At 35.2% G+C, this 22,269-nt stretch carries 21 protein-coding genes; 3 read left to right on the top strand and 18 right to left on the bottom strand.

Annotation, left to right across the window (positions count from 1 at the left end):
- Nucleotides 1-8 precede the first annotated feature (8 nt).
- The 3 genes from dnaE to efp are packed head-to-tail and all read right to left on the bottom strand — an operon-like array spanning nt 9 to nt 5,660.
- Nucleotides 9-3,623, bottom strand: a complete 3,615-nt coding sequence (gene dnaE / locus SAUT_RS05135; protein ID WP_013326813.1) for a DNA polymerase III subunit alpha — start codon at nt 3,621-3,623, stop codon at nt 9-11.
- 19 nt (nt 3,624-3,642) lie between these two features.
- Nucleotides 3,643-5,064: an ATP-grasp domain-containing protein gene (locus SAUT_RS05130; protein ID WP_013326812.1), complete on the bottom strand. Its 1,422-nt coding sequence runs from the start codon at nt 5,062-5,064 to the stop codon at nt 3,643-3,645.
- A 29-nt stretch (nt 5,065-5,093) separates the two neighbouring features.
- Complete coding sequence (gene efp, locus SAUT_RS05125; RefSeq protein ID WP_013326811.1) at nt 5,094-5,660, bottom strand: elongation factor P; 567 nt, start codon at nt 5,658-5,660, stop codon at nt 5,094-5,096.
- Nucleotides 5,661-5,754: 94 nt separating this feature from the next.
- On the opposite strand from efp, the gene tgt reads away from it, so the two are divergent.
- Nucleotides 5,755-6,879 (top strand): tRNA guanosine(34) transglycosylase Tgt, encoded by a 1,125-nt coding sequence (gene tgt, locus SAUT_RS05120; protein WP_013326810.1) that lies wholly within the window; start codon nt 5,755-5,757, stop codon nt 6,877-6,879.
- Between the two features lie 34 nt (nt 6,880-6,913).
- Here the strand turns inward: tgt and SAUT_RS05115 are convergent, their stop codons facing one another.
- Nucleotides 6,914-8,101 carry an amidohydrolase family protein gene (locus SAUT_RS05115; protein ID WP_013326809.1) on the bottom strand — a complete coding sequence of 396 codons (1,188 nt, stop codon included), beginning with the start codon at nt 8,099-8,101 and terminating at the stop codon, nt 6,914-6,916.
- Nucleotides 8,102-8,156: 55 nt separating this feature from the next.
- Between SAUT_RS05115 and lpxB the strand changes: the two genes are divergently transcribed.
- Complete coding sequence (gene lpxB, locus SAUT_RS05110) at nt 8,157-9,203, top strand: lipid-A-disaccharide synthase (protein WP_013326808.1); 1,047 nt, start codon at nt 8,157-8,159, stop codon at nt 9,201-9,203.
- Here lpxB and SAUT_RS05105 read toward each other — a convergent pair.
- A complete protein-coding gene (locus SAUT_RS05105; RefSeq protein ID WP_013326807.1) occupies nt 9,200-9,952 on the bottom strand; it encodes a hypothetical protein in 753 nt (250 codons plus the stop codon). The two genes, lpxB and SAUT_RS05105, sit on opposite strands and share 4 nt — an antisense overlap.
- 105 nt (nt 9,953-10,057) lie before the next feature.
- Here SAUT_RS05105 and SAUT_RS05100 point away from each other — a divergent pair, with 105 nt between their 5' ends.
- Nucleotides 10,058-11,311: a DEAD/DEAH box helicase gene (locus SAUT_RS05100; protein ID WP_013326806.1), complete on the top strand. Its 1,254-nt coding sequence runs from the start codon at nt 10,058-10,060 to the stop codon at nt 11,309-11,311.
- Between the two features lie 4 nt (nt 11,312-11,315).
- Here SAUT_RS05100 and SAUT_RS05095 read toward each other — a convergent pair whose 3' ends face one another.
- From SAUT_RS05095 to SAUT_RS05035, 13 genes are all read right to left on the bottom strand, one after another.
- The gene (locus SAUT_RS05095) at nt 11,316-12,239 is read right to left on the bottom strand and encodes a DUF302 domain-containing protein (protein ID WP_013326805.1); all 924 of its coding nucleotides are present in this window, start codon (nt 12,237-12,239) and stop codon (nt 11,316-11,318) included.
- A gap of 9 nt (nt 12,240-12,248) precedes the next feature.
- Complete coding sequence (locus SAUT_RS05090) at nt 12,249-12,683, bottom strand: DsrE family protein (RefSeq protein WP_013326804.1); 435 nt, start codon at nt 12,681-12,683, stop codon at nt 12,249-12,251.
- 10 nt (nt 12,684-12,693) lie between these two features.
- Nucleotides 12,694-13,068, bottom strand: coding sequence for a thioredoxin family protein (locus tag SAUT_RS05085; protein WP_013326803.1), 375 nt, complete (start codon nt 13,066-13,068; stop codon nt 12,694-12,696).
- Nucleotides 13,061-13,969 (bottom strand): MBL fold metallo-hydrolase, encoded by a 909-nt coding sequence (locus SAUT_RS05080; RefSeq protein ID WP_013326802.1) that lies wholly within the window; start codon nt 13,967-13,969, stop codon nt 13,061-13,063. Before SAUT_RS05080 ends, SAUT_RS05085 begins: the two co-directional genes overlap by 8 nt.
- Nucleotides 13,970-13,992: 23 nt before the next feature.
- Nucleotides 13,993-15,207 carry a porin gene (locus tag SAUT_RS05075; protein ID WP_013326801.1) on the bottom strand — a complete coding sequence of 405 codons (1,215 nt, stop codon included), beginning with the start codon at nt 15,205-15,207 and terminating at the stop codon, nt 13,993-13,995.
- 106 nt (nt 15,208-15,313) lie between these two features.
- Nucleotides 15,314-17,074 carry a thiosulfohydrolase SoxB gene (gene soxB, locus SAUT_RS05070; RefSeq protein ID WP_013326800.1) on the bottom strand — a complete coding sequence of 587 codons (1,761 nt, stop codon included), beginning with the start codon at nt 17,072-17,074 and terminating at the stop codon, nt 15,314-15,316.
- Between the two features lie 10 nt (nt 17,075-17,084).
- Nucleotides 17,085-17,855: a sulfur oxidation c-type cytochrome SoxA gene (gene soxA, locus SAUT_RS05065; RefSeq protein WP_013326799.1), complete on the bottom strand. Its 771-nt coding sequence runs from the start codon at nt 17,853-17,855 to the stop codon at nt 17,085-17,087.
- A gap of 4 nt (nt 17,856-17,859) precedes the next feature.
- Nucleotides 17,860-18,198 carry a thiosulfate oxidation carrier complex protein SoxZ gene (gene soxZ / locus SAUT_RS05060; RefSeq protein ID WP_013326798.1) on the bottom strand — a complete coding sequence of 113 codons (339 nt, stop codon included), beginning with the start codon at nt 18,196-18,198 and terminating at the stop codon, nt 17,860-17,862.
- A gap of 51 nt (nt 18,199-18,249) precedes the next feature.
- On the bottom strand, nt 18,250-18,717 hold the full coding sequence (gene soxY / locus SAUT_RS05055; protein ID WP_013326797.1) for a thiosulfate oxidation carrier protein SoxY: 468 nt from the start codon (nt 18,715-18,717) through the stop codon (nt 18,250-18,252).
- Nucleotides 18,718-18,734: 17 nt separating this feature from the next.
- Nucleotides 18,735-19,289 (bottom strand): sulfur oxidation c-type cytochrome SoxX, encoded by a 555-nt coding sequence (gene soxX / locus SAUT_RS05050; RefSeq protein WP_013326796.1) that lies wholly within the window; start codon nt 19,287-19,289, stop codon nt 18,735-18,737.
- A gap of 79 nt (nt 19,290-19,368) precedes the next feature.
- Nucleotides 19,369-20,526, bottom strand: coding sequence for a sensor histidine kinase (locus tag SAUT_RS05045; RefSeq protein WP_013326795.1), 1,158 nt, complete (start codon nt 20,524-20,526; stop codon nt 19,369-19,371).
- Nucleotides 20,516-21,169 carry a response regulator transcription factor gene (locus SAUT_RS05040; RefSeq protein WP_013326794.1) on the bottom strand — a complete coding sequence of 218 codons (654 nt, stop codon included), beginning with the start codon at nt 21,167-21,169 and terminating at the stop codon, nt 20,516-20,518. Before SAUT_RS05040 ends, SAUT_RS05045 begins: the two co-directional genes overlap by 11 nt.
- Nucleotides 21,166-22,263 (bottom strand): cache domain-containing protein, encoded by a 1,098-nt coding sequence (locus SAUT_RS05035; RefSeq protein WP_013326793.1) that lies wholly within the window; start codon nt 22,261-22,263, stop codon nt 21,166-21,168. The genes SAUT_RS05040 and SAUT_RS05035 overlap by 4 nt, the downstream gene beginning before the upstream one ends.
- Nucleotides 22,264-22,269: the final 6 nt, after the last annotated feature.

Raw genomic sequence — 22,269 nt, 5'->3', positions numbered from 1 at the left:
ATTATTTATTATATTAAATCCACAAATTCATTACCATCCAAGGCAGTAATAATTTTACTATCTACGCGTATTGCAGAGTCTATAACAACATTATGAAGTTTTGAAATTATTGTTATTTTGAGCGGTCGATTCCCCGGGTTTTGTCTTATCATACTATAGAGATTTTCCAATACATCAAAATTATTACTAAGTCTTACAGCCAGATTTATTGGTTCAGGCGGTGCTTCTTGAATCTCTGTTTTAACTTTTTTTGTCTCTTTTTTTGCCTGTTTGAGCGTCATTATTTTTGTTACATTCAAGCGTGGTCCAAAATCAGTATGTGTTACTCTTGCCTTAAATGCAACCGGTTCTTCCAAATCCATTTCACCTAGTTGTTCTAACTTGTCGGAAAAAAGCATAATTTCTATATTTCCATGAAAATCCATCAAGTTCACTATACCGAACTGATTTCCTTTTTTAGAGATTTTTTTCTGTATTTCTTCAACTTTTCCGATAAATATAGCGAATGAACCATCTTTAATACTCTCAAGTTCTGAAGAGAGCGTATAGTTTAATTCATCCAACTCTTCACGAAAATCATCCATCGGGTGCCCTGAGACATAAAAGCCCAGCGTGTCTTTTTCAAATTCCAAGATTTCTTTAAGTTCATACTCATCCGAATTTTTAAGTTCAAGCCTCACTGTTGTAATTTCTTCGTCATCACCAAAAAGACTGCCGACTACATTTTTCTTTGCTTCACTTGCTTTTTTTGCAGTATCAACTATAAGTTCTATTTGGTCCAATAGTGCTTTGCGCGAGTAGCCGTATCTGTCAAATCCGCCTGATTTTATAATTGCTTCAACAACACGTTTATTGACTTTTGAAGGTTCAATTCTATTGACAAAATCCTGCAAAGAGGCATAATCACCATTTTCTTCACGCTCTTCGATCATTGCATGTATGGCAGCTTCACCGACACCTTTTATGCCGCCCAAACCAAAAAGAATAATTTCACGATTCTCTTTGGTAATAGCTGAAAACTCCAAATATGAGTCACAGATATCAGGAGGAGAAAGCTCAATACCCATACGCTTTACTTCATCTATGTAGCGGACAACCTTTTCAGTATTGTCTTTATCGGACGTTAAAAGGGCTGCCATAAATTCATTTGGATAGTAAGTTTTTAGCCATGCTGTTTGGAATGTAACCATTGCATAGGCTGCCGAGTGAGACTTGTTAAAACCATATCCGGCAAACTTTTCAATTAAATCAAAAAGTTCTGATGCAGTCTTATAATCTAGTCCCTGTTTTGCTGCACCTTCTGAGAATTCTTTGTTATATTTGAGCATCTCATCGACTTTTTTCTTCCCCATAGCACGACGAACAATGTCTGCACCGCCAAGACTGAATCCTCCAATGGTCTGCACAATCTGCATTACCTGTTCTTGATAAACAATTACTCCGTAAGTAGGTTTTAGTATCTCTTCAAGCGCTTCAAAAACATAGGTAATTTCCTGACGTCCGTGTTTACGCTCGATGAAGTCATCAAGCATCCCCGACTCCATAGGACCCGGACGATAGAGTGCCAAGACCGCAATTAAATCCTCAAAATTTGAAGGTTTTAATCGTTTATTCAAATCCTGCATACCGGAGGATTCAATTTGAAACATCCCTACCGTTTCACCTGTTTGAATGACATCATAAACATTTTTGTCATTTTCATCTATCGTATGCCAGTCTATATCTTTATCATATCTTCTCTTAATCAGCTTAATTGCATTGTCAATAACATCAAGCGTTTTCAGCCCCAAGAAGTCAAACTTGATTAAGTCTACATCTTCCATATAGTTAAGCGAGTACTGTGTTACAAAGGTATCCTCACCAGATGGCTTATAAATAGGTGTCTTTTTCCAAAGCTCTTCATTGGAAATAACGACACCAGCTGCATGCATTCCGGCATTTCGTTTGAGGCCTTCAAGTTTTTTGGCAAATTCCCAAACACGCCCAACTTGAGGATCACTCTCTACAAGCTCACGGAGTTTCGGCTCTTTTTGAAAAGCACCATCTTTAAATTCACCGTTTTTTGTTTTACCATTGAGCGTAATACCAAGTTCATCAGGAACAAGTTTTGCCATCTGATCTGCTTTAGAGAGCGGCATATCAAGTACGCGAGCAACATCACGGATAACTCCTTTTGCAAGCAGTGAACCGAAAGTAATAATCTGTGCAACCTGATTACGCCCATATTTTTTCGTTACATAATCAATAACTTCTCCACGACGAGCCTGCATAAAGTCCATATCAATATCGGGCATACTTACACGCTCAGGATTTAAAAAACGCTCAAACAGCAGGTCATATTTCATAGGATCAATATCTGTAATTTCTAAAGAATATGCAACTAAACTCCCAGCAGCACTTCCTCGGCCAGGTCCAACCGCAACACCTATACGTTTCGCCTCTTTAACAAAATCCCATACAATCATCATATAACCGGGAAATTTCATAGAGTTAATAATATCCATTTCAAACTCTAATCTGTCACGATATTCTTGATGACGTTCTTTTGGAACTATTTTCAGGCGTTTTTCCAGCCCCTCTCGGCACTTAATTATAAAGTACTCGGCATCATTTTTATCAGCCGCGCTCAACCATTTTTTCTTTTCCTCTTCACTTGCATCATCAGCTAAAGGAGGGTCATCTTGATAATCTATATCCAAACCCTCTTCTTTTGCATATTCTTGTGTAAATTTAAAGTTGGGCGGAGTTGGTGTTTTTACAATCGGCACAAAATCTTCTATCTTATTTGTAATCTCCTGGGTATGTTCGAGCGCTTCAGGAATATCAGCAAACAGTCTTGCCATTTCATCTGGAGATTTTATATAAAACTCATGAACAGAGTGACGCATACGATTTGGATCATCATAAAGTTTATTCATACCAATACACATAAAAGCTTCATGATATTGTGCATCATCCGGGTATGTATAGTGCGTATCATTTGTTGCGACTATTTTAATACCTGTCTCACGAGAAATTTTAAGTATCTGCTCATCTATATAGAGCTGGTCACCAATCCCGTGACGCATAAGTTCAAGATAAAAATCATTTCCAAAAATATCTTGATATTCTCGTGCGACATTTAATGCACCTTCATACCCTAAGGCACCGTTTTTTACATTTCTTTCATTTTGAAGATTTAAGTGCCAGTTTACTTCGCCCTGAAGACATGCAGAAGTACAGATAAGCCCTTCACTATGTTCACGAAGCTCTTTTTTATTGATACGCGGAAAGTAGTAAAAGCCTTCTATAAAAGCTTTTGAAGAGAGATACATGAGATTTTCATATCCCTTTTTATTTTTGGCATATAAACAGATATGAAAACGCTGTTTTGTACTTTTATCACCCAAAGTCTCACCATTATGAATGTAACCTTCCATTCCGATAATTGGTTTAAGTCCTGCGCCCTTCATCTGCTTGTAAAAATCAATAGCTCCAAACATATTGCCATGATCAGTCATAGCTACTGAAGTCATGCCAAGTTCTTTGACTCTCGAAACAAGATTCGAGAGTTTATTTGCACCGTCAAGCAGTGAATATTCTGTATGGAGATGTAAATGTGTAAAAGAGGGTTGTTTGCTCAAAAGTATTGCCTTTTTTATATTATTTTAGAAGCTTTTTCCATGCTTTTTTTACTTTTTTTACAAGCTTGTCGGTAATACCTTTTATTTCTGTGAGCATTGTAGGATTTTGGTGAAGTACACCAATCACTTCTTCTACATCACCAAAATGTTTTACTATTTTTTTAACTTTCTTTTTACCAATTCCATTTATAGATGTTAAAAAATCACTCAGTTCATCCTTTGTAATTTTAACTTCATCTTTTGTAAAAGACTCACTTGATTCATCTTTGGTCGGTACAGGCACTTCTATATTAGAATCTTTTTTCAAAGAACGCAAAGGTTTTAACGCCAGTTTGTCTTGATAGTTCCATGTTTCGCTCGGCCACTCTTCGCTGTATCTTGGTTTTACAGGGTATATTTTATATTTTTCATCAAGTTCATGCATATAAACTTCTTTTTTACCATACATTTTTTTCTTATTTCCAAAGTATGCACCGTCATAACTGGCATTAAATTGACCAAATGTGATATGACGCATTGTTCTGAGTAAATCAGGAGAAATTTTACCCAGCTCTTCCCAGTTAAACATTGGAATATGCGGTTTTCTAAATCTGCCCTCACTTAAAAGCCACATTAGATACTGACCAATCCAATCTCGGATATAAGGGAATGCAGCAAATGCAGTAGCACACTCTAAAATGCGTACTTTACCATCTTTACCGTAAGCAACATCACAAGCCCAGTATTCTGCTTTTGCAGCTTTTGACACCTTTACTGCTAGATCAAGAACAGATTTTGGAACATCCATATAATCCATACTTCCGCCTTGAGAAGTGTTTGTCAGCCATTCACCCTCAGGAGCACGACGCCAGAACGCACATACCGGTTTGTGACCTATGAGCATAACACGGATATCTGCTTCCATTGGTACAAAATCCTGAAAATACTGAGGATGGTATCTTTTTTCATCAAAAAGTTCTCTAGCTTCTTTGTAACTGTCTACTTTATGCACAAAATAACCACCGTAGTTTGACGGCCCGTAAGATTTTTTAATTATCTTAGGATATTCACATTTTTGCAAAAATTTATCTGCATTTTTATGATTATAATAAATATATGTTTTTGGAATCGGCAAATCATATTTCCAAGCAAACCTTGTTACATTTTCTTTAGATTTGTTTGAAAACTGTGTATCTAGTGATGGAATAAATCTCACATGAGGAAGAGCGCGTGCAATCTCACGAAAAGTTTCATAAGCAGTAGCGGGAACATTACCTATAAGAACATCAATTTTTTTATCTTTGACTTCTTGAATAAATCTCTTTTTATCATTTTTCCAATGATATATTACAGTTTCTATTTTATTTGGCCAACCTTTAAAATTTGAATGGTCAAAAAATCTCAGGACATAGTCCATATACAAAAAGCCTAATTTTGGTAATTCTTTATTACTTAATCCCATGCTGCTTATTCCTTATAAGTTTTGTTAAATTATTTAACTTTTTCTAAATACTCGCCATCGACAGTATTAACTTTAATAGTATCACCCTCTAAAACATGGTATGGAACCTGAACAACAGCACCGCTTTCAAGTGTTGCAGGTTTTTTACTTCCGCTTGATGTGTCACCTTTAAAGTTTGGCGGTGTTTCAGTAATAACAAATTCCATAATTTCAGGAGCCTGCACAGAGATGGCATTCCCTTTATAAAATACTATATCTACATTTATACCGTCTTTGAACCATTTTGAAGCATCGTCACACTGCTCATAAGTGAGACCGAGCTGTTCATAAGTTTCATTATCCATAAACTGGTACATATCACCATCATCATATAAATACTGCATAGTTTTATAATCAATCACAGGTACTTCAAATTTATCACCTGCATGAACAGTTTTTTCAACTACCTTTCCATTTAGAAAACTTTTCATTTTCATACGAACAAATGCAGCACCTTTCCCCGGTTTTACATGTTGAAATTCTACTACTTTATACGGAACTTCACCTACTATTAAACGAACATTTTTTTTAATATCACTCATACCGACAGTTGCCATCAATACACCTTTGAAAATATTTTTAATAATTTTACAATAAAAGGGCTTAGAATGCTATAATTCTACTAATTATTTATATAGGATTTTTGCAATTATGGAATTTACTTTAGACGCTACTTCAAAAAATGCCCGTGCCGGGACTATTACCACGGCTCACTCAACCATCAAAACACCGGTTTTTATGCCTGTTGGAACTATTGGGAGCGTCAAGTCTTTAGATGCTCATGATGTTTTAGAGCTTCTTGGTGCTGAGATAATTTTAGCCAATACCTACCACATGTACCTTCGTCCTGGAGATAAAACAGTTGCAAAAATGGGAAAACTACACGGTTTTACAAAATACCCTAAAAGTTTTTTAACAGACAGTGGCGGCTTTCAGGCATTTTCTTTAAGCGATATGTCAAAACCAAAAACTGACGGCATCGAATTTCGCTCACACATTGATGGAAGTAAACATTTTTTTACGCCTAAAAAAGTTATAGATATTCAGCACAATCTAGGCTCAGACATTATGATGATTTTAGATGATTTGGTCGCACTGCCAGCAACACAGGAGAGAATTAAACTCTCCATTGAGCGAACAACTGCCTGGGCAAAAGAGTCTATAGAATATTTTCGCATGAAACAAAAAGAGGGTGTGGGAACCGAACAAAACATTTTTGCCATTATTCAAGGTGGGACGGACAAAGCATTCCGCACAAAAAGTGCAACAGAGTTATGTGCATTGGATTATGACGGTTTTGCCATTGGCGGGCTTTCTGTAGGGGAACTCAACAATGAAATGTATGATACCGTTGAACATACTGTACAATATATGCCAAAAGACAAACCGCGTTACCTGATGGGTGTTGGAACACCTGAGGATTTAATAGAAAATATCGAGCGAGGTATTGATATGTTTGATTGTGTAATGCCGACAAGAAATGCAAGAAACGGAACACTTTTTACTTCATTTGGAAAAATGAACATCAAAGGTGCAAAATTTAAAGAAGACCCTGCACCGATAGACCCAGAATGTCAGTGTCTTACATGTAAGACTTACAGCCGAGCCTACATAAACCACCTCTTTCGCTCACGTGAGATAACATACTTTAGACTCGCAACTATCCATAATCTTCACTACTATCTTACTCTTATGCGTGAGGTGCGTGAGGCTATCTTAGAAAATAGATTTGCGGAGTATAAAAAAGAGTTTTACAAAAAAAGAAGTAAATCTTAGGCTAAATGCTTTTCGGAAACCAGCTTTTCAAACGCTAAAGCACAACTTTTCCAAAAATTTCTTCACCATTATAAAGTGACTGTGCATTATCTACAACTCTCTTCTCGTTTAAATCAAACAGCACTAGATTTGCATTTTGCCCTACTTCTATAACTCCGGCTTCAATATTTATACTTTTTGCAGGATTTTGTACAGTAAGTTTTACTAATTCACTCATTGAAATCATGCCTGACTTTACCAGTTTTGTATAATAAATCGGCAGTGCATCTTCAAGTGCTTCACAGCCATACGCCGCGTCAAAAAATGCCACTTCTTTATTGACAGGTGAATTTGGCTGGTGCAGTGTTGTCAACACGTCAATTTCTCCGCGTTTGAGCGCATTTTGTAGTTCTTTGACATCATTTTTTGAAGCGAGTGGCGGGTTGAGTTTTGCTGTTGTATTAAAACCTTCGCACGCTTCATCTGAATTTAGTAAATGATGCACAGAAACTTCACAACTGACCGCCACCCCTTCACTTTTTGCTTTTGTTATCAGCTCGACCGAACGTGGTGAAGCGATGGAGTTAAAAAGTATTTTAATCCCGAAATGTCTTGCTATTTCTATCATTCTTGATACATGTAAGACTTCACTCAGTTCAGGAATACCGGCAAGTCCGAGTTTTGAACTTACATCACCTTCGAGCATCACACCGGCATTTATTAAAGAGTTGTCTTCTGGCTTACAAAAGAGTGTCACGCCATACATTTTAACATATTCCGCTATTTTGATGGCAACATTATTTTTTGCTATGGTACTCATATATGGAGCCACTATTCCTTTTTTAAGTAAAATGGCAATATTTGAGAGACTCATATCTTCTTTTAAGGAGTTGAGCATAAAATCAATTTTTACATCATTTATATCTTTGATACCATTTTGTGCAAATTCTAAAACGACTTCGTTATCTATGGCAGGGTTTGAATCAGCATTTAAGACAATATGCCCTACTCCACCTTTTCTTGCCTCTTTAGCAATGGCTTTAATATTTTTTGCATTCAAAGATGAGTCCAAGACTCTAACATTTGTATCAACAAGGCTAGGAAGCAGATAAATGCTTTTGGCATCTATAACGTTTTCATCACGTAAATTAGAGCCTATTTCTGTAATCATTCCGTTTTCTATTTTGACATCTACTTCTCGCTCACCGTTTACATCACAAACTATTGCGTTTGATATAAGCATTTCAGACCACCTTTGATATAATGACGGTATTATAAATTATTAAGGCTTAAAACTCATGAAAATTCTTGTATCAGCATTGGAACACTCTGCAAATGTGCATTTGAAATCTTTAAAAAAAGAATTAAGTGACGACATTGAGTTTATAGGTATCTTTGATGAAAGTCTGGGAGAGCCTATTGTTGATTTGAGAAGTCTTGCCATTATGGGGTTTGTCGACGCCCTCAAAAAACTGCGATTCTTTTTTAAACTCAATGATGAAATGCTCCAACTCAGTGAAGATGCCGACAAAGTTTTATTGATTGATTCTTCCGGTTTTAATCTCCCCCTTGCTAAAAAAATCAAGAAAAAATACCCTCAAAAAGAAATAATCTATTATATACTCCCTCAAGCCTGGGCATGGAAGAAAAAACGCATTCCTGTACTTGCAAAAACCATAAATAAATTATGTTCTATTTTGCCTTTTGAAAAAAGTTACTATCCAAAAGATGCACCTATAGAATATGTAGGACATCCACTATTAGACCAAATCAAAAATTTCAAAGAGTCACTTAATGCTGAAATAAAGGATGTTGCTTTTATGCCAGGCAGCAGAAAAGGTGAAATTAAAAAGCTTATGCCTGTTTTTAAACAACTCGTACAGAGTTTACATGTAAACGCGACAATCATCATTCCAAAACACTTTTCAGAGGCAGATATACAAGAGTTATACGGAGATTTAAGTGCTTTTTCTATTTCAAATGAGCCGCATGAAACACTCTATAAGTCTGATTTTGCCTTTATATGCAGTGGAACGGCTACCCTTGAAGCAGCTCTTATAGGAGTGCCTTTTGTTTTAAGCTACATTGCAAAACCGCTTGATTATTTTATAGCCAGCAGACTTGTAAAATTGGATTATATAGGACTTGGAAATATTATGTTTTCTCAGTATAAAAATGAGGCCCTGCACCCCGAATTTATACAAGAAGATGTTACAGTGGAAAACCTTTTAAAAGCCTATCATGATTATGACAGAGAGAAGTTTTTGCAAAATTCAAAATCTTTAAGAAGCTACCTGCAGCATGGCAGTTCAAAAAGAGTTGCGCAAATTATCGAAGAAAATTAATCTTCTTTTGGCTTGCGAGCTTTGATATTTATTTTTTTACCTGTAACTTTAGGTGCATCATATTTATCACGTGGTGTACCGTCATGACGATGATTTCTCTCACCGCTTTTACCTGAAAATATTGCTTTTCCATTTTCATCTTTGCCTAAAAATTTGTTAGGTGATTTTTTCTTTTTCGCCCATTTATCATCTTTTTTGTCATCATTTTTAAAGTCACGCTTTGGTTTGTCAAACTTTGGTTTTTCCTGTGTAGAACTTTCATAACGCTTTTTGGCAACCTCTTTGATTTCATCTTTGGAGAGCTTTTTCTTTGTGTGTTCTGCTGGTTTCTTGCTCTCTTTTACTTCATACTCAAAACCTTCAATGCGTTCTTGTTTAATTGCACGCCCGAGTAGTGTTTCTATCGAATGAAGTGCTTTTTGTTCACTCTCATCCAAAAGCATTACAGCTTTTTGGACAGCTTTGGAGACTCTTGCCATATAAACGATGGCTTTTATCGGCATATCATAGCTGATAAGATACTCACATGTTAAATCTTTCTCTTTGATAAGTTCCTTGTCTTCAATGACACGCACATCTTTATTTTGAAGTTTTTCTTTGATTTGCTGAGGATTTTTAGAACACATTACCAAAATATCTGCATTTGGATTTTCTTGAATTAGTTTATCTAAAAGGTCTGATTTTTTATCATTTGGACATTGATAAATACGGTGATTGTTTGGTTTAATTGAGATTGTATCTGCAGGCATTTGGTGTCCTATAAAAGTATTTTTGAAATTATACCCACAATTGCCATAAATTATGCTATTATGAAAGAATACACAAAAGGCAAAAGCCTTCATTAGGAAAAAACGATTAAAAAAGAAACTACATTTAACTCACTCGGTTTATCGGCTCCGATTTTAAAGGCCATCAAAGAGCAAGGATATAATACACCTACTCCAATCCAACAAAAAGCAATTCCGGTAATTTTAGAAAAAAAAGACATCTTAGCAGGTGCGCAGACCGGGACGGGAAAAACAGCAGGTTTTACACTGCCACTTTTAGAACTTCTTTCACGAGAAAAACCTACAAAACAAAAACATAAAATAAGAGCATTAATTCTTACACCAACACGTGAACTAGCTGCACAAGTCGGCGAAAGTGTTGCACTTTATGGTAAACATTTACCTTTTAAATCTACTGTGATTTTTGGCGGCGTCAAAATAAACCCTCAAATTTCAAACTTGAGAAAAGGTACGGATATAGTCATAGCAACACCGGGGCGTTTGCTTGATCATATTTCACAAAAAACTATTGATCTGCGTGAAGTTGAATATCTCATACTTGATGAAGCAGATAGAATGCTTGACATGGGTTTTATAAACGACATCAAAAAGATTTTAAACATTATTCCAAACCAGCGACAGACACTACTGTTTTCTGCAACTTATTCTGATGCAATAAAAAAACTCTCAAACCAGTTTTTAAATGCCCCAAAACTCATAGAAGTGGCTCGTGCAAATACTTCTAGCGAGATTGTAAAACAAGCCGTTTATCATGTAGATAAAACACGTAAACGCGAACTTTTAACACACCTTATCAATGAAGGGAAATGGCAACAAGTTTTAGTCTTTACAAGAACGAAACACGGCGCTAACCGTTTAAGCGGACAACTTGAAAGTGACGGCATAACTGCTGTTGCAATTCACGGCAATAAAAGTCAAAATGCAAGAACAAAAGCGTTAGCTGATTTTAAAAAAGGTGACGTACGCGTTTTGGTGGCGACTGATATTGCAGCAAGAGGTATAGACATTGACCAGCTTCCACATGTAATCAATTATGAACTTCCAAATGTAAGTGAAGATTATGTGCATAGAATCGGTAGAACAGGACGTGCAGGTAATGGTGGAGAAGCTATTTCACTTGTATGTGTAGATGAAGATGAATTTTTACAAAATATAGAAAAACTCATAAAAAAAGACATACCAAAAGTATGGCTAAAAGGTTTTAAACCGGATCCAAGCATAAAAGCAGAACCTATCAATATGGGTGGGAATCGTGGTGCAAGGAATAAGCCCAGAAGTGGAAATTCCCGCGGAAGAAATAGTAACAGAGGTAGAAGATAAACTTCTACTCTGTTATATCTTTTAAGATACTCTCAAAATCTTTCTGAGCTTTTAAAAGCTCTTTTTTTGCGTCTTTATTTTCAACTTTTGCAGAACTCAGCCAGTTGTAAACAGCAGGAAAACCTACAACGACTTTATTTTCATTTTTTTTCTTATATATTATCGTTGTACATGGTGCAAATGCCGAAGCTTCCGGTCTTGTTTTTGAAACAGTGTAGATAACCGGCAGTTTACAGATAGAGTATGTCAAATAAAAATCATATGGAGATTCTACTTTCCCATCTTCAGTAAGCACTTCATTAAGGTCCATATACTCCGGAACAACAAAGCCAAACGGTTTAAACCCTGCTTCAAGATTCATTATGAACTCGTCTTGCACATCATCAATATCTTCATCCTCATCGACTTCCATCTCATAGGTCGTTACAAGATTATGTGAAGTTTTCAGACTATCTTCACTCAAAGTATGTTTCGCTTTTGGAAAATTCTTTTTAATAACAGCCAATACCTGAGCCTCTATCTTTTTAAGAAGTGGATCTTGAATGCCAAGAATTTTTCCCTGCGCTTCTGCCGTTAAAACAGAAAAATGCAGTGTATCTTCATTCCTAGCTTGATAAATTCCCATACCCATCGGTGTAAAAGCACCCGCTTTTGGATATTTATTGACTAATTCTCTTGTATATTTCTTACTCCAGAATGTCATCAAAGTAAAGATTTTATACTTTGTCTCTTTAAACTGCTTTTTAAAAGGTCCTATCATATTACTGTTAAGTTCTACATGTAAGCCGTTTTTATTAAGTGCTTCTTCTATCATATAAGGAGTAATTTTTTCATCCTTATTATCAACACTAAAAAGATGTAAATCTCCTTTTGCCTGTAGTGAAGCAGCAAAGAATAATGCTGCGATTAAAAGTAAAATCTTTTTCATTGTATTTTCCTATGGTTTAATATATATCCAACCTGCTTTTACGCTCTCTAGTAATTCTACAACGCCTGCAGTTACTATTACAGAGCCGTCAACAAGGTCTTCTTTTTTTATATGCAGTGTTCTCATGGTATTACCACAAGCTACGAACTCCACATCATACTGCATCAGAGCATCCACTCGCAGTGCAGTTTCTCTCACATGTCTGTCTAAAAGTTTAATGCCCTTTGAATAAGCAACGATTTTCATCTCTACTTTTTCAGGTCCGTAAAACTTTAAAACATTGTTTGCGACACTGAGTATATGATCCAGCGCATGCGGACTGTCTTCCGTGACGGAAAAGACGATTTGTCTCGGATTGTCAATCGAAGGTTTAGGATCGGCATACTCTGTATCTGCAAATGAGAGAATACAAAAGCTTAGTAAAATTAGTGTAAATTTTATCATTAATTATCCTTTATTTTATGTTTTTTGTTAAATCTTTAAAGTCTTGAATATTCCATGAACCCGGAATTTTCTTTATAACTTTTTGATTTTGATCTACGAAGAAAAAAGTCGGCGTAAAATAGACATGTAAATTTAAAGGCAGCTCATCAAAATCAAGATTAAGTTCTACAGGAATAAAACGCTTTTGTATCCATGCAGACATCTCAGGATTGTCAAATACCTCTTTTTTCATTTTTATGCAGTAGTGACAATCTGAACGCATAACATCAATCATAATAATTTTATTATTTTTCTTTTGCAGTTTCAATGCTTCTTCATAACTGTGAAATTCAACACCCCATAAAGAAGTAATACTCAGCACAAGCAATAAGAATAAATTATTCACTTTCCCACTCCAACATTCTATAAGCTGTTTCTACATTTTGTCTATGAATAGAGTCGTAAAAAGGCACATTTTTATATTCTTTCATCTTCACTTCATTGACTACATCTGCGATATCTTCGCCATCATCGAGTCTTTTTTTCACTTCATTTCTTAAAGTTTTGAGATAATTATAGGTAAAATCTACTGCTTTTTTATCTATATTTTCTCCATGACCGCCGACAATATAATCAACATTTATTTTTTTGATTCTCTCAAGAGCCTCAAACCAGCCGTTTATGTCTCCGTCTCGTAGTGAAGGGAGTCTTTGATTGAAAACCAGATCACCGACAAAGACGATTTTTTCACTTGGTATGTAAACGTAAAGATCACTGTTCGTGTGCGCTTTATGATTTACACTTTTTATAACTATTTTTTTTCCATTAATATCTAAAACTTTTTCTTTGTCTACAAAAATAGTCGGAAAAACTTGTTTCGTCTGTTGATATGCCTCGGCAGAAATTCTTCTTTGCATACGTGTTTTTTCTTCTTTAGGAAGCTCTTTGAATGCCTCTGAGCCTATGATTTTAGCTCCAAGCGTAACATAATAACTGTTACCCAACCAATGGTCATCGTGAACATGAGTGTCAATGACATAAGAAACAGGGAGATTTTTGAGGTTTTTTATTTTTTTGTATGCCTGAGCAGCATACTGATACGTGGGACCACTATCTATCACAAGATAGCTGCTCCCAAGGTTAACAAAACATGAATTAGACATGTTACCGTTGTTATGCTCGTCCATTACTTCTGGTAGACCAAAAAAGCAGTAAGCAGCGGACTCACCAGCTTTTATGGGCTGAAGTTTGTAATCGTAAGAAAGGAGAGAATGAAATAATACAACACTCAACAAAAGTAATTTCAAAGCATAATCCTTAGTAATTTAGTCTAGAATTTGAATTGGTACTGAATGATGAATGCATCGTCTCTATACCCGCTTAATCCAGTCCATTTTTCTGCACCTTCTGTAGCACCGGAACCACTTGCTAAGATGTAGTTCGCTACAACTTTATGCTGGTTTCTTGCACGTTTTGCTTTACGTGAATAATCAGAATACGGCTGAGATAAGAAAAGGTTAAAACCTAAATATGTGTTTCCTAAATGTGTAGTATTTGCATTTGTACCTTTTTGTGCATTTCCTTGAATATGTTTTGCAACGAGTTCAAGATTTGGCATTACAAAATACCCTGCAGTTGCAGTATAAACATCTTCATCATAATCTTTTACACCTTTAATATTGTGTGCATTAAAATATTCTGCTTTTAAGCTTAACTTTTGAAGATTTGAGTCAATACCAACATTGATGTTTGAATAATCTTCACTATTCGTTGTTAATGCATCATTGCCGTCAGCATTTTCTGATACTGCATAAGAAGCTTCTACATGTATTTTTTCAGTATAATCATACATACCACGAACTGCGTAAGAGAGTCCACCAAATTCTTTACTACTTGCAGCAGCACTTCTACTTGCCTGGTTTCCTACCATTACATCATAACCAAATCCTTTCCAAGGACGTTCATGACCCATTTCGAACCCATTTACTTTATTTCCTTCATAACCTATGCCACGACCAGAAACCATCAAACCGATATTTCTTTCAAGAACTAAAGATTTATCAAAAGCACGTTCTGCAATATCTAAGTTCCAACCCGGCATAGTAAAACTCATACCATTTGGCATTTTGATAAGACCGGCTTTGATTACAAAAGCAGGATCAGCAACATAAGAGATAAATGCATCTTTAATGTATTTAGGCATAGAAGCACCATCTGTTGCATCACTACCAACAGCATTTACATCGCTATTTTGATTAAAATCTATAAAAACTTTTCCGCGGACTTTGCCGGCTACATATTTCCAACCAAGACGAATGCGCTGCGCACGAAATGCTACATCACTGTTAGCTTTTGCTACAGAACCTGCTTCTTTAATTTGCATACCGTCTCCACCGACTGCTTCAAGCTGTGCAAAACCAAAGAAAGTAAGTTTTGTATCAACATCACCTACTTTTTTCTTCATTGTGTAACCAGCTTGTGCTGAAGTAGCCATTAATAATACTGCAGCAGCACCAGCTGCTAATTTAATCATATTTTTCTTCATTTCTATTCCCTTTTATTAATATAAAAAGTGTTATAATAACTATGTTTGTTTATGTTATTATTAACACATCCAGATACAGGAGACAGTTGCAGCTGCCTCCTGTCAATTAGCAGCCTCTAGACCCCTTCGTAGGACAGCCACAACTGTAGTCAACCAAAGTAACATTACCTTTATTACTTACATCAACTACTTTTTCTCTTTTAATGTAATCACGCACTACATCATAAACCGGGCGAATTTTATCAGTCTGCAAGTTAGCACCTGCTTTTTGTAAATTACCACCCCATGAAGAGACTACATAAGTTTTTTTCAAGTCTATAGGTTTACCTCCAATCTTAAGATTTGATATTCTTTTGCCTGCTTTATTCGCAACAGCGATAGAATACGTTACACCGCCAAGACGGCTCATATCACCACCTTGTTGATATAAAGGATTTGCATTAAAAACATTGTCCGCAATATCTTCTAAAAGTGTTGCGATTTTTTCACCTTTTAACTCAAATGTATAAACATCAGGGTATGTAATACCACACATTTCATATACATTATCCATTAAAATATTATCACCTGCAAGAACTGTTGTTCCCCATCTATACCCAGGTGTAAAAGATATATCACATTTCATTTCATCTATAATCGCATCATTTATAAGCTGATCGAATGTTGAAAAGAATGTATCACGCTTATAAAGCATACCTTTTGTCTGACCTAAAACTTCATTAAACTCTTTGTCAAACGGAGCATATAACTTATTTACAAGCTTAACACCTTCCGGGTCAGCCGGAATGATGTTTGACGCAATCGGAATAAGTTTATACTCATAGCCATTCACTTTTCCGTCTTTTGCATCAATGTCTAAACGACCGATATATTTACCATGGCTTCCTGCAATAACAATAACAGTATCATTAATAACAATAGGTTCCGGTGAAGGGTCATGTGTATGACCGCTTAAAATAAAGTCAATACCTTTAACTTTACGCGCAACTTCTTGATCCACACTGAATCCATCGTGAGAAAGCACAACAACACAGTCAACTTTTTTTTCATTTTTCAACTCATCTACATATTCTTGAAGTGTTTCTAATCTTAAACCAAAACTCCATCCCTCAGTAAACTCTTTAGGGTTTGCAGTAGATGTAAACGGAAAAGACTGACCGATAATACCAATCTTGGCACCACCACGCTCTTCAATCGTATACGGTTCAAATATTAACTCTTCATATTCATCAGCAAAAGGATCATCGCCTACAATATTTTGAGAGATAAATTTCGCATCCAGCATATCTATAAGCTCTTTTACTCTCTCTTTACCATAAGTAAATTCCCAGTGACCAACCATAGTGTCAATACCAAGGTAATTTTGTGCTTTTACAATAGCTTCACCGCCGGTTTTAAGTGCTACACCCGTACCTTGCCAAGTATCACCAGAGTCAAGGAAAAGTACATTCTCTTTTCCACGCTCTTTTATAATGTGATTTGTCAAAGTTTTAATGTGAGCGATACCACCCATTTTCCCAAACTTTTTAGCTAGTTTGCTAAAGTCTATATATGTATCAAAATAAGCATCAAGAGAACTAGGTTCCAGTCCATAATGCTTCGCAAATGCTTCACCACATAAAAATCCAGGTGTTCCCACAAGGTTTGGAGCAGAAATCAAAGTAGACGGCTCTCTCCAATATAGTGGTTTTACATGCGCATGCAAATCACATATGTGCATAAGTGTAAAATTACCCATAGAGTTAAATTGATATATATCTTTTAAACCTATTTGCTCTATTTTTTGTGAACTTGCAAAACTACTCGTAGCTGCAGTCAGTCCAAATATAGCTGCAATATGCATAAAATCTCTTCTAGAAATTTCCATTATTAGCCTTCTATCTTTTTAAACCAGGGATTACAATTTCAGCACCCTTTGATTTATCTGTTAAATACACTTCAAGTGCTACCATCTCTTTAGAACCGATTGGTATAACTTTCAGCAGTGCATTTTTCATACATCCCTGGAAACGACGCTGCATAGTTCTTAAAGATGACTTCGTCATTCTGTATGCCGGCCATGTAGCTGCAGATTTTGCTCCTTTTGTACCCAAGTCAGGAAGCGGTTGTGTTCTTAATACTCGACCGACTACATCAGGTGAGTGACAAGAGTTACATGAAAGCCCGCGACCACCTCGTTTTGTCATAAACGTTTTCTCACCTAAAGCATATGCTGCTTTCATTTGCGGGTTCGCATTTACATCTATGTTAATTTTTTCATCATTAGCAATAGATTTAATATATGCCAGCATTGAAAACATATTTCCACTTTTAAGCTTCAATGGTTTATGCCCGCCGTCTGCCATCATAGCCTGAACAACCTGATCCAATCCTACAACCATATCAAACTTTTTGATATAACGAGGAAACCCTGCTATATATGCCGGTAAATCATCTTCACTGACACCAAGGTACTTGGCAAGACCCGCGTCTCCACCCATGTAACTTAGTAATTCCTCACCGTCTGCAACCATAATATCTGCAGGATTGTTTTCTGACATCTCTGCATACATTGCACGGTCTGCGTCGCTCATTGCAAATTGCTCACCACCAAATGATAATGAAGCAAGCATTGCAACCGATAGAGCTATTTTAATACCTGTTTTCATTTGATTATCCTTTTGGTTTAATCTTTTTAGTTTTTTCGTGCGCTTCACCAGTATTATCTGTATACTTAACAGTAAGTTTACCTTTGCCGTTAATTTTCATGTATGTTGTAAATACAGGGTTTACAGATAATGATTCCCAAACTTTCATGTTTGTAATCTCTTTTCCGTTATAAAAAAACTTCACGCTGTCAATATATTTAGCCGGAATAATTTTTTTAGTCTTTTTATTTTTACCCATACCAGTATCCATTGGGTGCATAACCATAAAACTAACTTTTACTACTTCGCCATCTTTATATTTCTTAGGTTTGATTTTAATCAGTGATTTTCTTTTGTCTGCCATTTTAATATCCTCTTATTATTATTTTTTTATCTTAGTTTAATATGGCTAAAATCAACCACAACCACCGATAGTTACTTTTACACTTTGAGAAGCTGTTAAAAACTCTCCATCGCTTAACTCTACTAAAGCAGTGACGTTTTGTGTACCGCCAAGTTTAATACGAGTCGCAAACATTGCTTTACCGTTTGCAGGAGTCAAAAATACATCTATACAACGTGCATTTGAATTTTTACCGCTTAAAATATGAATAGCTTTTACATAGTTACTCTGTGTCATTGGAGAATCTACTTCAACGGTTACAGGAACAACTGCACCGTTCTCAGCAATTTCCGGTACTTTAAGCTTTACTTTCTTAGATGGTTTAGGAGTTTTCCCGCCTGTTATAGCATTTACTGCTGTTTGAAAATCCATCTTGTTCGGACTTACAGGTTTTGCATCATCGGCAAAACTCATCGCTGGAATGACAGCTGTTACAGCAGCTGCAGTACCTAGTTTTTTGAAAAAATCTCTTCTTTGCATAGTTTAAATTCCTTTAATTATTTTGGAGATACAATATATGAAGTAATATCACATATTTCTCTTGGAGTGAATAACTTTGTTGTTAAGTTAATTGTCATATGAGTATCAGGATTGTCAATACGTGCATCAGCTATTTTTTGAAAAACAAACTGATTGTCTCTTGCTCCGCTGTCCACAAAGTTTTCTTTGTAATCAGTTAAATCTGGACCAATATTACCGGCACCTTTTGCACCTTCTATATTATGACATGCGACACAGTTTCCATATTGCTTGAATGGTACTTTTTGACCCGGTAAATATGTTTTTCCTGGTTTCATTTGTTTACGGGCAAGACCTTTAGGTGGTGCTTTTTTTGCTTTTTTTCCATTTAAGTTATGGAAAATATACTCACCTCTTGCTATTGCATCAGGGTCTGTTGTTACACAACCAGCCGGCATAGTATATACTTTTGGTGGTGCTAACAAATCTTTTTCTATCATCTTACTTGCGTCTGGGTGCGTTATAACTTTGCTATAATCAGTAGCAAATAATGAGGCACCTACAAGCAATGACATCATAACAGTTTTCTTCATTCTTGTTCCTCCTATTTGTTTTGTGGAGTAAGTTTAACTGCTAAGTGTAAAATTTATGTAAAATCAGTTTTATTTATATTTAATTTACGTTTTTTGGGTGAAATGTGTAGATAAATAGGCTTCCCTGACTGGGCAGAGACTCTATTTGAAGTTCTATATTTTCTTTCTCTATTATAGATTTGACAATATTAAGCCCTATTCCAAAGCCGCCTTTACTGCTGTTTTCTCTATAATAACGGCTGAATATTTTTTCAACTTTTTCAATACCGACGCCATAATCTTTAAAACTCAAGTGGCATCTTCCATTCTCTGCATGTAACTTTATATCTATATAGGAATTCTCATATGAGTACTTTATTGCATTAGATATATTGTTATCTATGAGACGCTGCAGCTCTTTATCATTTATATATATAACTCCGCATTCCTGTATAGAAGCATTTATGGTAATATTTTTCATACGGGCAACTTCATTAAAGTATTCTATACGCTCTTTTAGAAACTCACTTAGTTTGATTTCTTTTTTCTCATGCTCCAAGCGCTCGTGTTTTATCAAGTAGTCCATATCGTTGTAAATATTTGAGAGTACCTTTGCCGCGGCTTTCATTCTCTGCATATATTTATTTTGTTCATTTTTTCTGTTATATAAATCAATATTTACATTAATAATTGAAAGTGGTGTATTTATTTCATGCATAGAATCTTTTATAAAGTTATCTAGCTGTTTATTTATTTTTTGAAAGGGTTTTGCAAAGCTTCCTAAAAAAAAGAGACTGAGTATAAAAACAAAGATGACTATAGTAAAAAGTATAATAAAAACCTTTTCATAGACAGGTGCATAAGATATTTTATTTTTCAAGACAAGATATCTCGCACCGAAATATCTGTTTTTTGGCAGCTTCACAATAAGATAAGCATCATTCCCGTCCAAATAATACCCGCCTTTAAAATAATTAATAGGTGTTTTTATTAAAGTAAAAATCGGATGAAAGCTCTCATTATATAAGCCTGACTCGAATGTTTTAAATCTTGGATATTCAAAAAATTCATCATTTTGATTGAACTCCTGCATAGCTTTTACAACTAAAAGAGACTTTTCTTTTAAGAACAGTTCATTTTGAATCGAATGAATATTTTTCATATAGACAAAATAGAAAAACAGGGGTGTAAGCAAGATAACCGTAATTAAAGAGGTATAAATAAGAGCATATTTTGCCGAGTATTTATTATCTTTCAATAATGTATCCTAAACCGCGTCTATTTTGTATAATAGTGTCGGGAAGTTTCTTTTTAAGGTTATTCAACTGTACTCTGATTGTAGCGGGTTCAACATACTCTCCCCACACTTCATCTTGAAACATCTGCGTGGAGACGACAGAGTTTTTATGTTTTATCAATACTTCGAGCAAATCTTTTTCTGTCTTCCTTAAAACAATTTCCTCATCATTCTCTGTCAATTTACTTTTTTTCAAATCATACAGTAAACCGCATCCAAGTTCAACGGTGTTGCCGTCATTTTTGAGGTGACTTGCTATTGCCTGGTCAATACGCAATTCAAGTTCTTCCAAATCAAAAGGCTTGCGGATATAGTCACAGCACCCTCTTTTGTACCCCTCTTTTAAGTCATCCATATCTGTCATAGAAGTTAAAAATATAGCTGGTATTGTAATATCATCAACACGTATTTTTTTTAAAAGTTCAAACCCGTTTAATGATGGAACATTTACATCTAGAAGAAGTAAATCGTATGCTTTGTCATATACGGCATCATAAGCTTCAAGTCCATCCATAATGCCATCTACTTCATACCCCAAATCTGTTAAAAATTCTTCTATACTAATACGTAAAGAGTATTCATCTTCCAAAAGTAAAATTTTCATTTAATGTTCCCGTCTATTTTTTTGACTATTTTTCTGTCAAGCATCATTTGAATCAACTCATCTTTAGAGTATTTATCAAATTTTTCGTATGCTTCATCCAAAAAGAGCTGTCTGTCCTCTTTGTCGATAACATCTTGCAGATATACCATTGATTTAGCATTATAGTCTTTGTATATTATATTGTTTTCATACTTTTCTTCTTTAACAACATCATATAATCCGCTTCTTGTTACATTTATTAAAAAAGAGATGTCATCTTCTGGATTTCTAAAATAATCCAAGTACCTTTTTGGTAATACGAATACAAAACCACCTATTATTTTACCACTTCCGTCTTTCATATTTTCATAAAAAATATATTTTTTGTCAGCATAAACAACACCGTTAAGTTTTAGTTCTTTAAAATCTATATGATTGAGTGTACGCAAATGGGCATAGTTATAATTTCTGTTTGAGAGCACATATTCATCAATAGTTAAATTTTCCATCATTAAAACGGCTGTATCTGTATGTTTCACATCAAGTAAAACATATAAATCCACACCCATTGAACTAAAAAAATCTGTAATTGATTTAAAAAAAGAGATAACTTCTACAAAACCTAAAAATTCACCGTTTTTATATATAGGCACCGTAGCTTTTATACCCAAACGACGCCCGATTTCTATAGAAGTACGGGGATTTGTATGCGTATCAAAATATTGCAAGTCTAATCTGTAGTCACCTATAGGCATACCGGCATAAATATCATCCCAGCTTCTTGCAAATATATTCAACTCTTTAGTAATAATCTGAGCACGTATGCGCATAGCGGTATTTTTTTGAATAGATTTAGTAATATCATCAAGAATTTTATAACCTAAATCTTCATCATCATTTTCCAAGGCATTGACTAAGCCTTCATTTTTTGAAAGCATTAATGCAACTTTTAAATCATCCATTTGATGAGATTTCAACTGTGAATCAAGCGTTAAGCGTATTTGATCCATAATATGATAAATTTTTTCTTCTTTTACTTCATTTTTATAATAAAGAGCGACCAAAAGGACTATAAGTATCAGCCCTGAAAAAAAGATAACTATTTTTTTTAACAAACAGAA

The organism is Sulfurimonas autotrophica DSM 16294 (genome assembly GCF_000147355.1).
In the GTDB taxonomy this organism is placed as follows: Bacteria; Campylobacterota; Campylobacteria; order Campylobacterales; family Sulfurimonadaceae; genus Sulfurimonas; species Sulfurimonas autotrophica.
This window is presented reverse-complemented; position numbering and strand designations above follow the sequence as displayed.

Coding starts and splice junctions, on each gene's coding strand:
- SAUT_RS05130 (WP_013326812.1), bottom strand. CDS start 5,064: ATGGGATTAAGTAATAAAGAATTACCAAAATTAGGCTTTTTGTATATG.
- efp (WP_013326811.1), bottom strand. CDS start 5,660: ATGGCAACTGTCGGTATGAGTGATATTAAAAAAAATGTTCGTTTAATA.
- tgt (WP_013326810.1), top strand. CDS start 5,755: ATGGAATTTACTTTAGACGCTACTTCAAAAAATGCCCGTGCCGGGACT.
- SAUT_RS05115 (WP_013326809.1), bottom strand. CDS start 8,101: ATGCTTATATCAAACGCAATAGTTTGTGATGTAAACGGTGAGCGAGAA.
- lpxB (WP_013326808.1), top strand. CDS start 8,157: ATGAAAATTCTTGTATCAGCATTGGAACACTCTGCAAATGTGCATTTG.
- SAUT_RS05105 (WP_013326807.1), bottom strand. CDS start 9,952: ATGCCTGCAGATACAATCTCAATTAAACCAAACAATCACCGTATTTAT.
- SAUT_RS05095 (WP_013326805.1), bottom strand. CDS start 12,239: ATGAAAAAGATTTTACTTTTAATCGCAGCATTATTCTTTGCTGCTTCA.
- SAUT_RS05090 (WP_013326804.1), bottom strand. CDS start 12,683: ATGATAAAATTTACACTAATTTTACTAAGCTTTTGTATTCTCTCATTT.
- SAUT_RS05075 (WP_013326801.1), bottom strand. CDS start 15,207: ATGAAGAAAAATATGATTAAATTAGCAGCTGGTGCTGCTGCAGTATTA.
- soxB (WP_013326800.1), bottom strand. CDS start 17,074: ATGGAAATTTCTAGAAGAGATTTTATGCATATTGCAGCTATATTTGGA.
- soxA (WP_013326799.1), bottom strand. CDS start 17,855: ATGAAAACAGGTATTAAAATAGCTCTATCGGTTGCAATGCTTGCTTCA.
- soxZ (WP_013326798.1), bottom strand. CDS start 18,198: ATGGCAGACAAAAGAAAATCACTGATTAAAATCAAACCTAAGAAATAT.
- soxY (WP_013326797.1), bottom strand. CDS start 18,717: ATGCAAAGAAGAGATTTTTTCAAAAAACTAGGTACTGCAGCTGCTGTA.
- soxX (WP_013326796.1), bottom strand. CDS start 19,289: ATGAAGAAAACTGTTATGATGTCATTGCTTGTAGGTGCCTCATTATTT.
- SAUT_RS05040 (WP_013326794.1), bottom strand. CDS start 21,169: ATGAAAATTTTACTTTTGGAAGATGAATACTCTTTACGTATTAGTATA.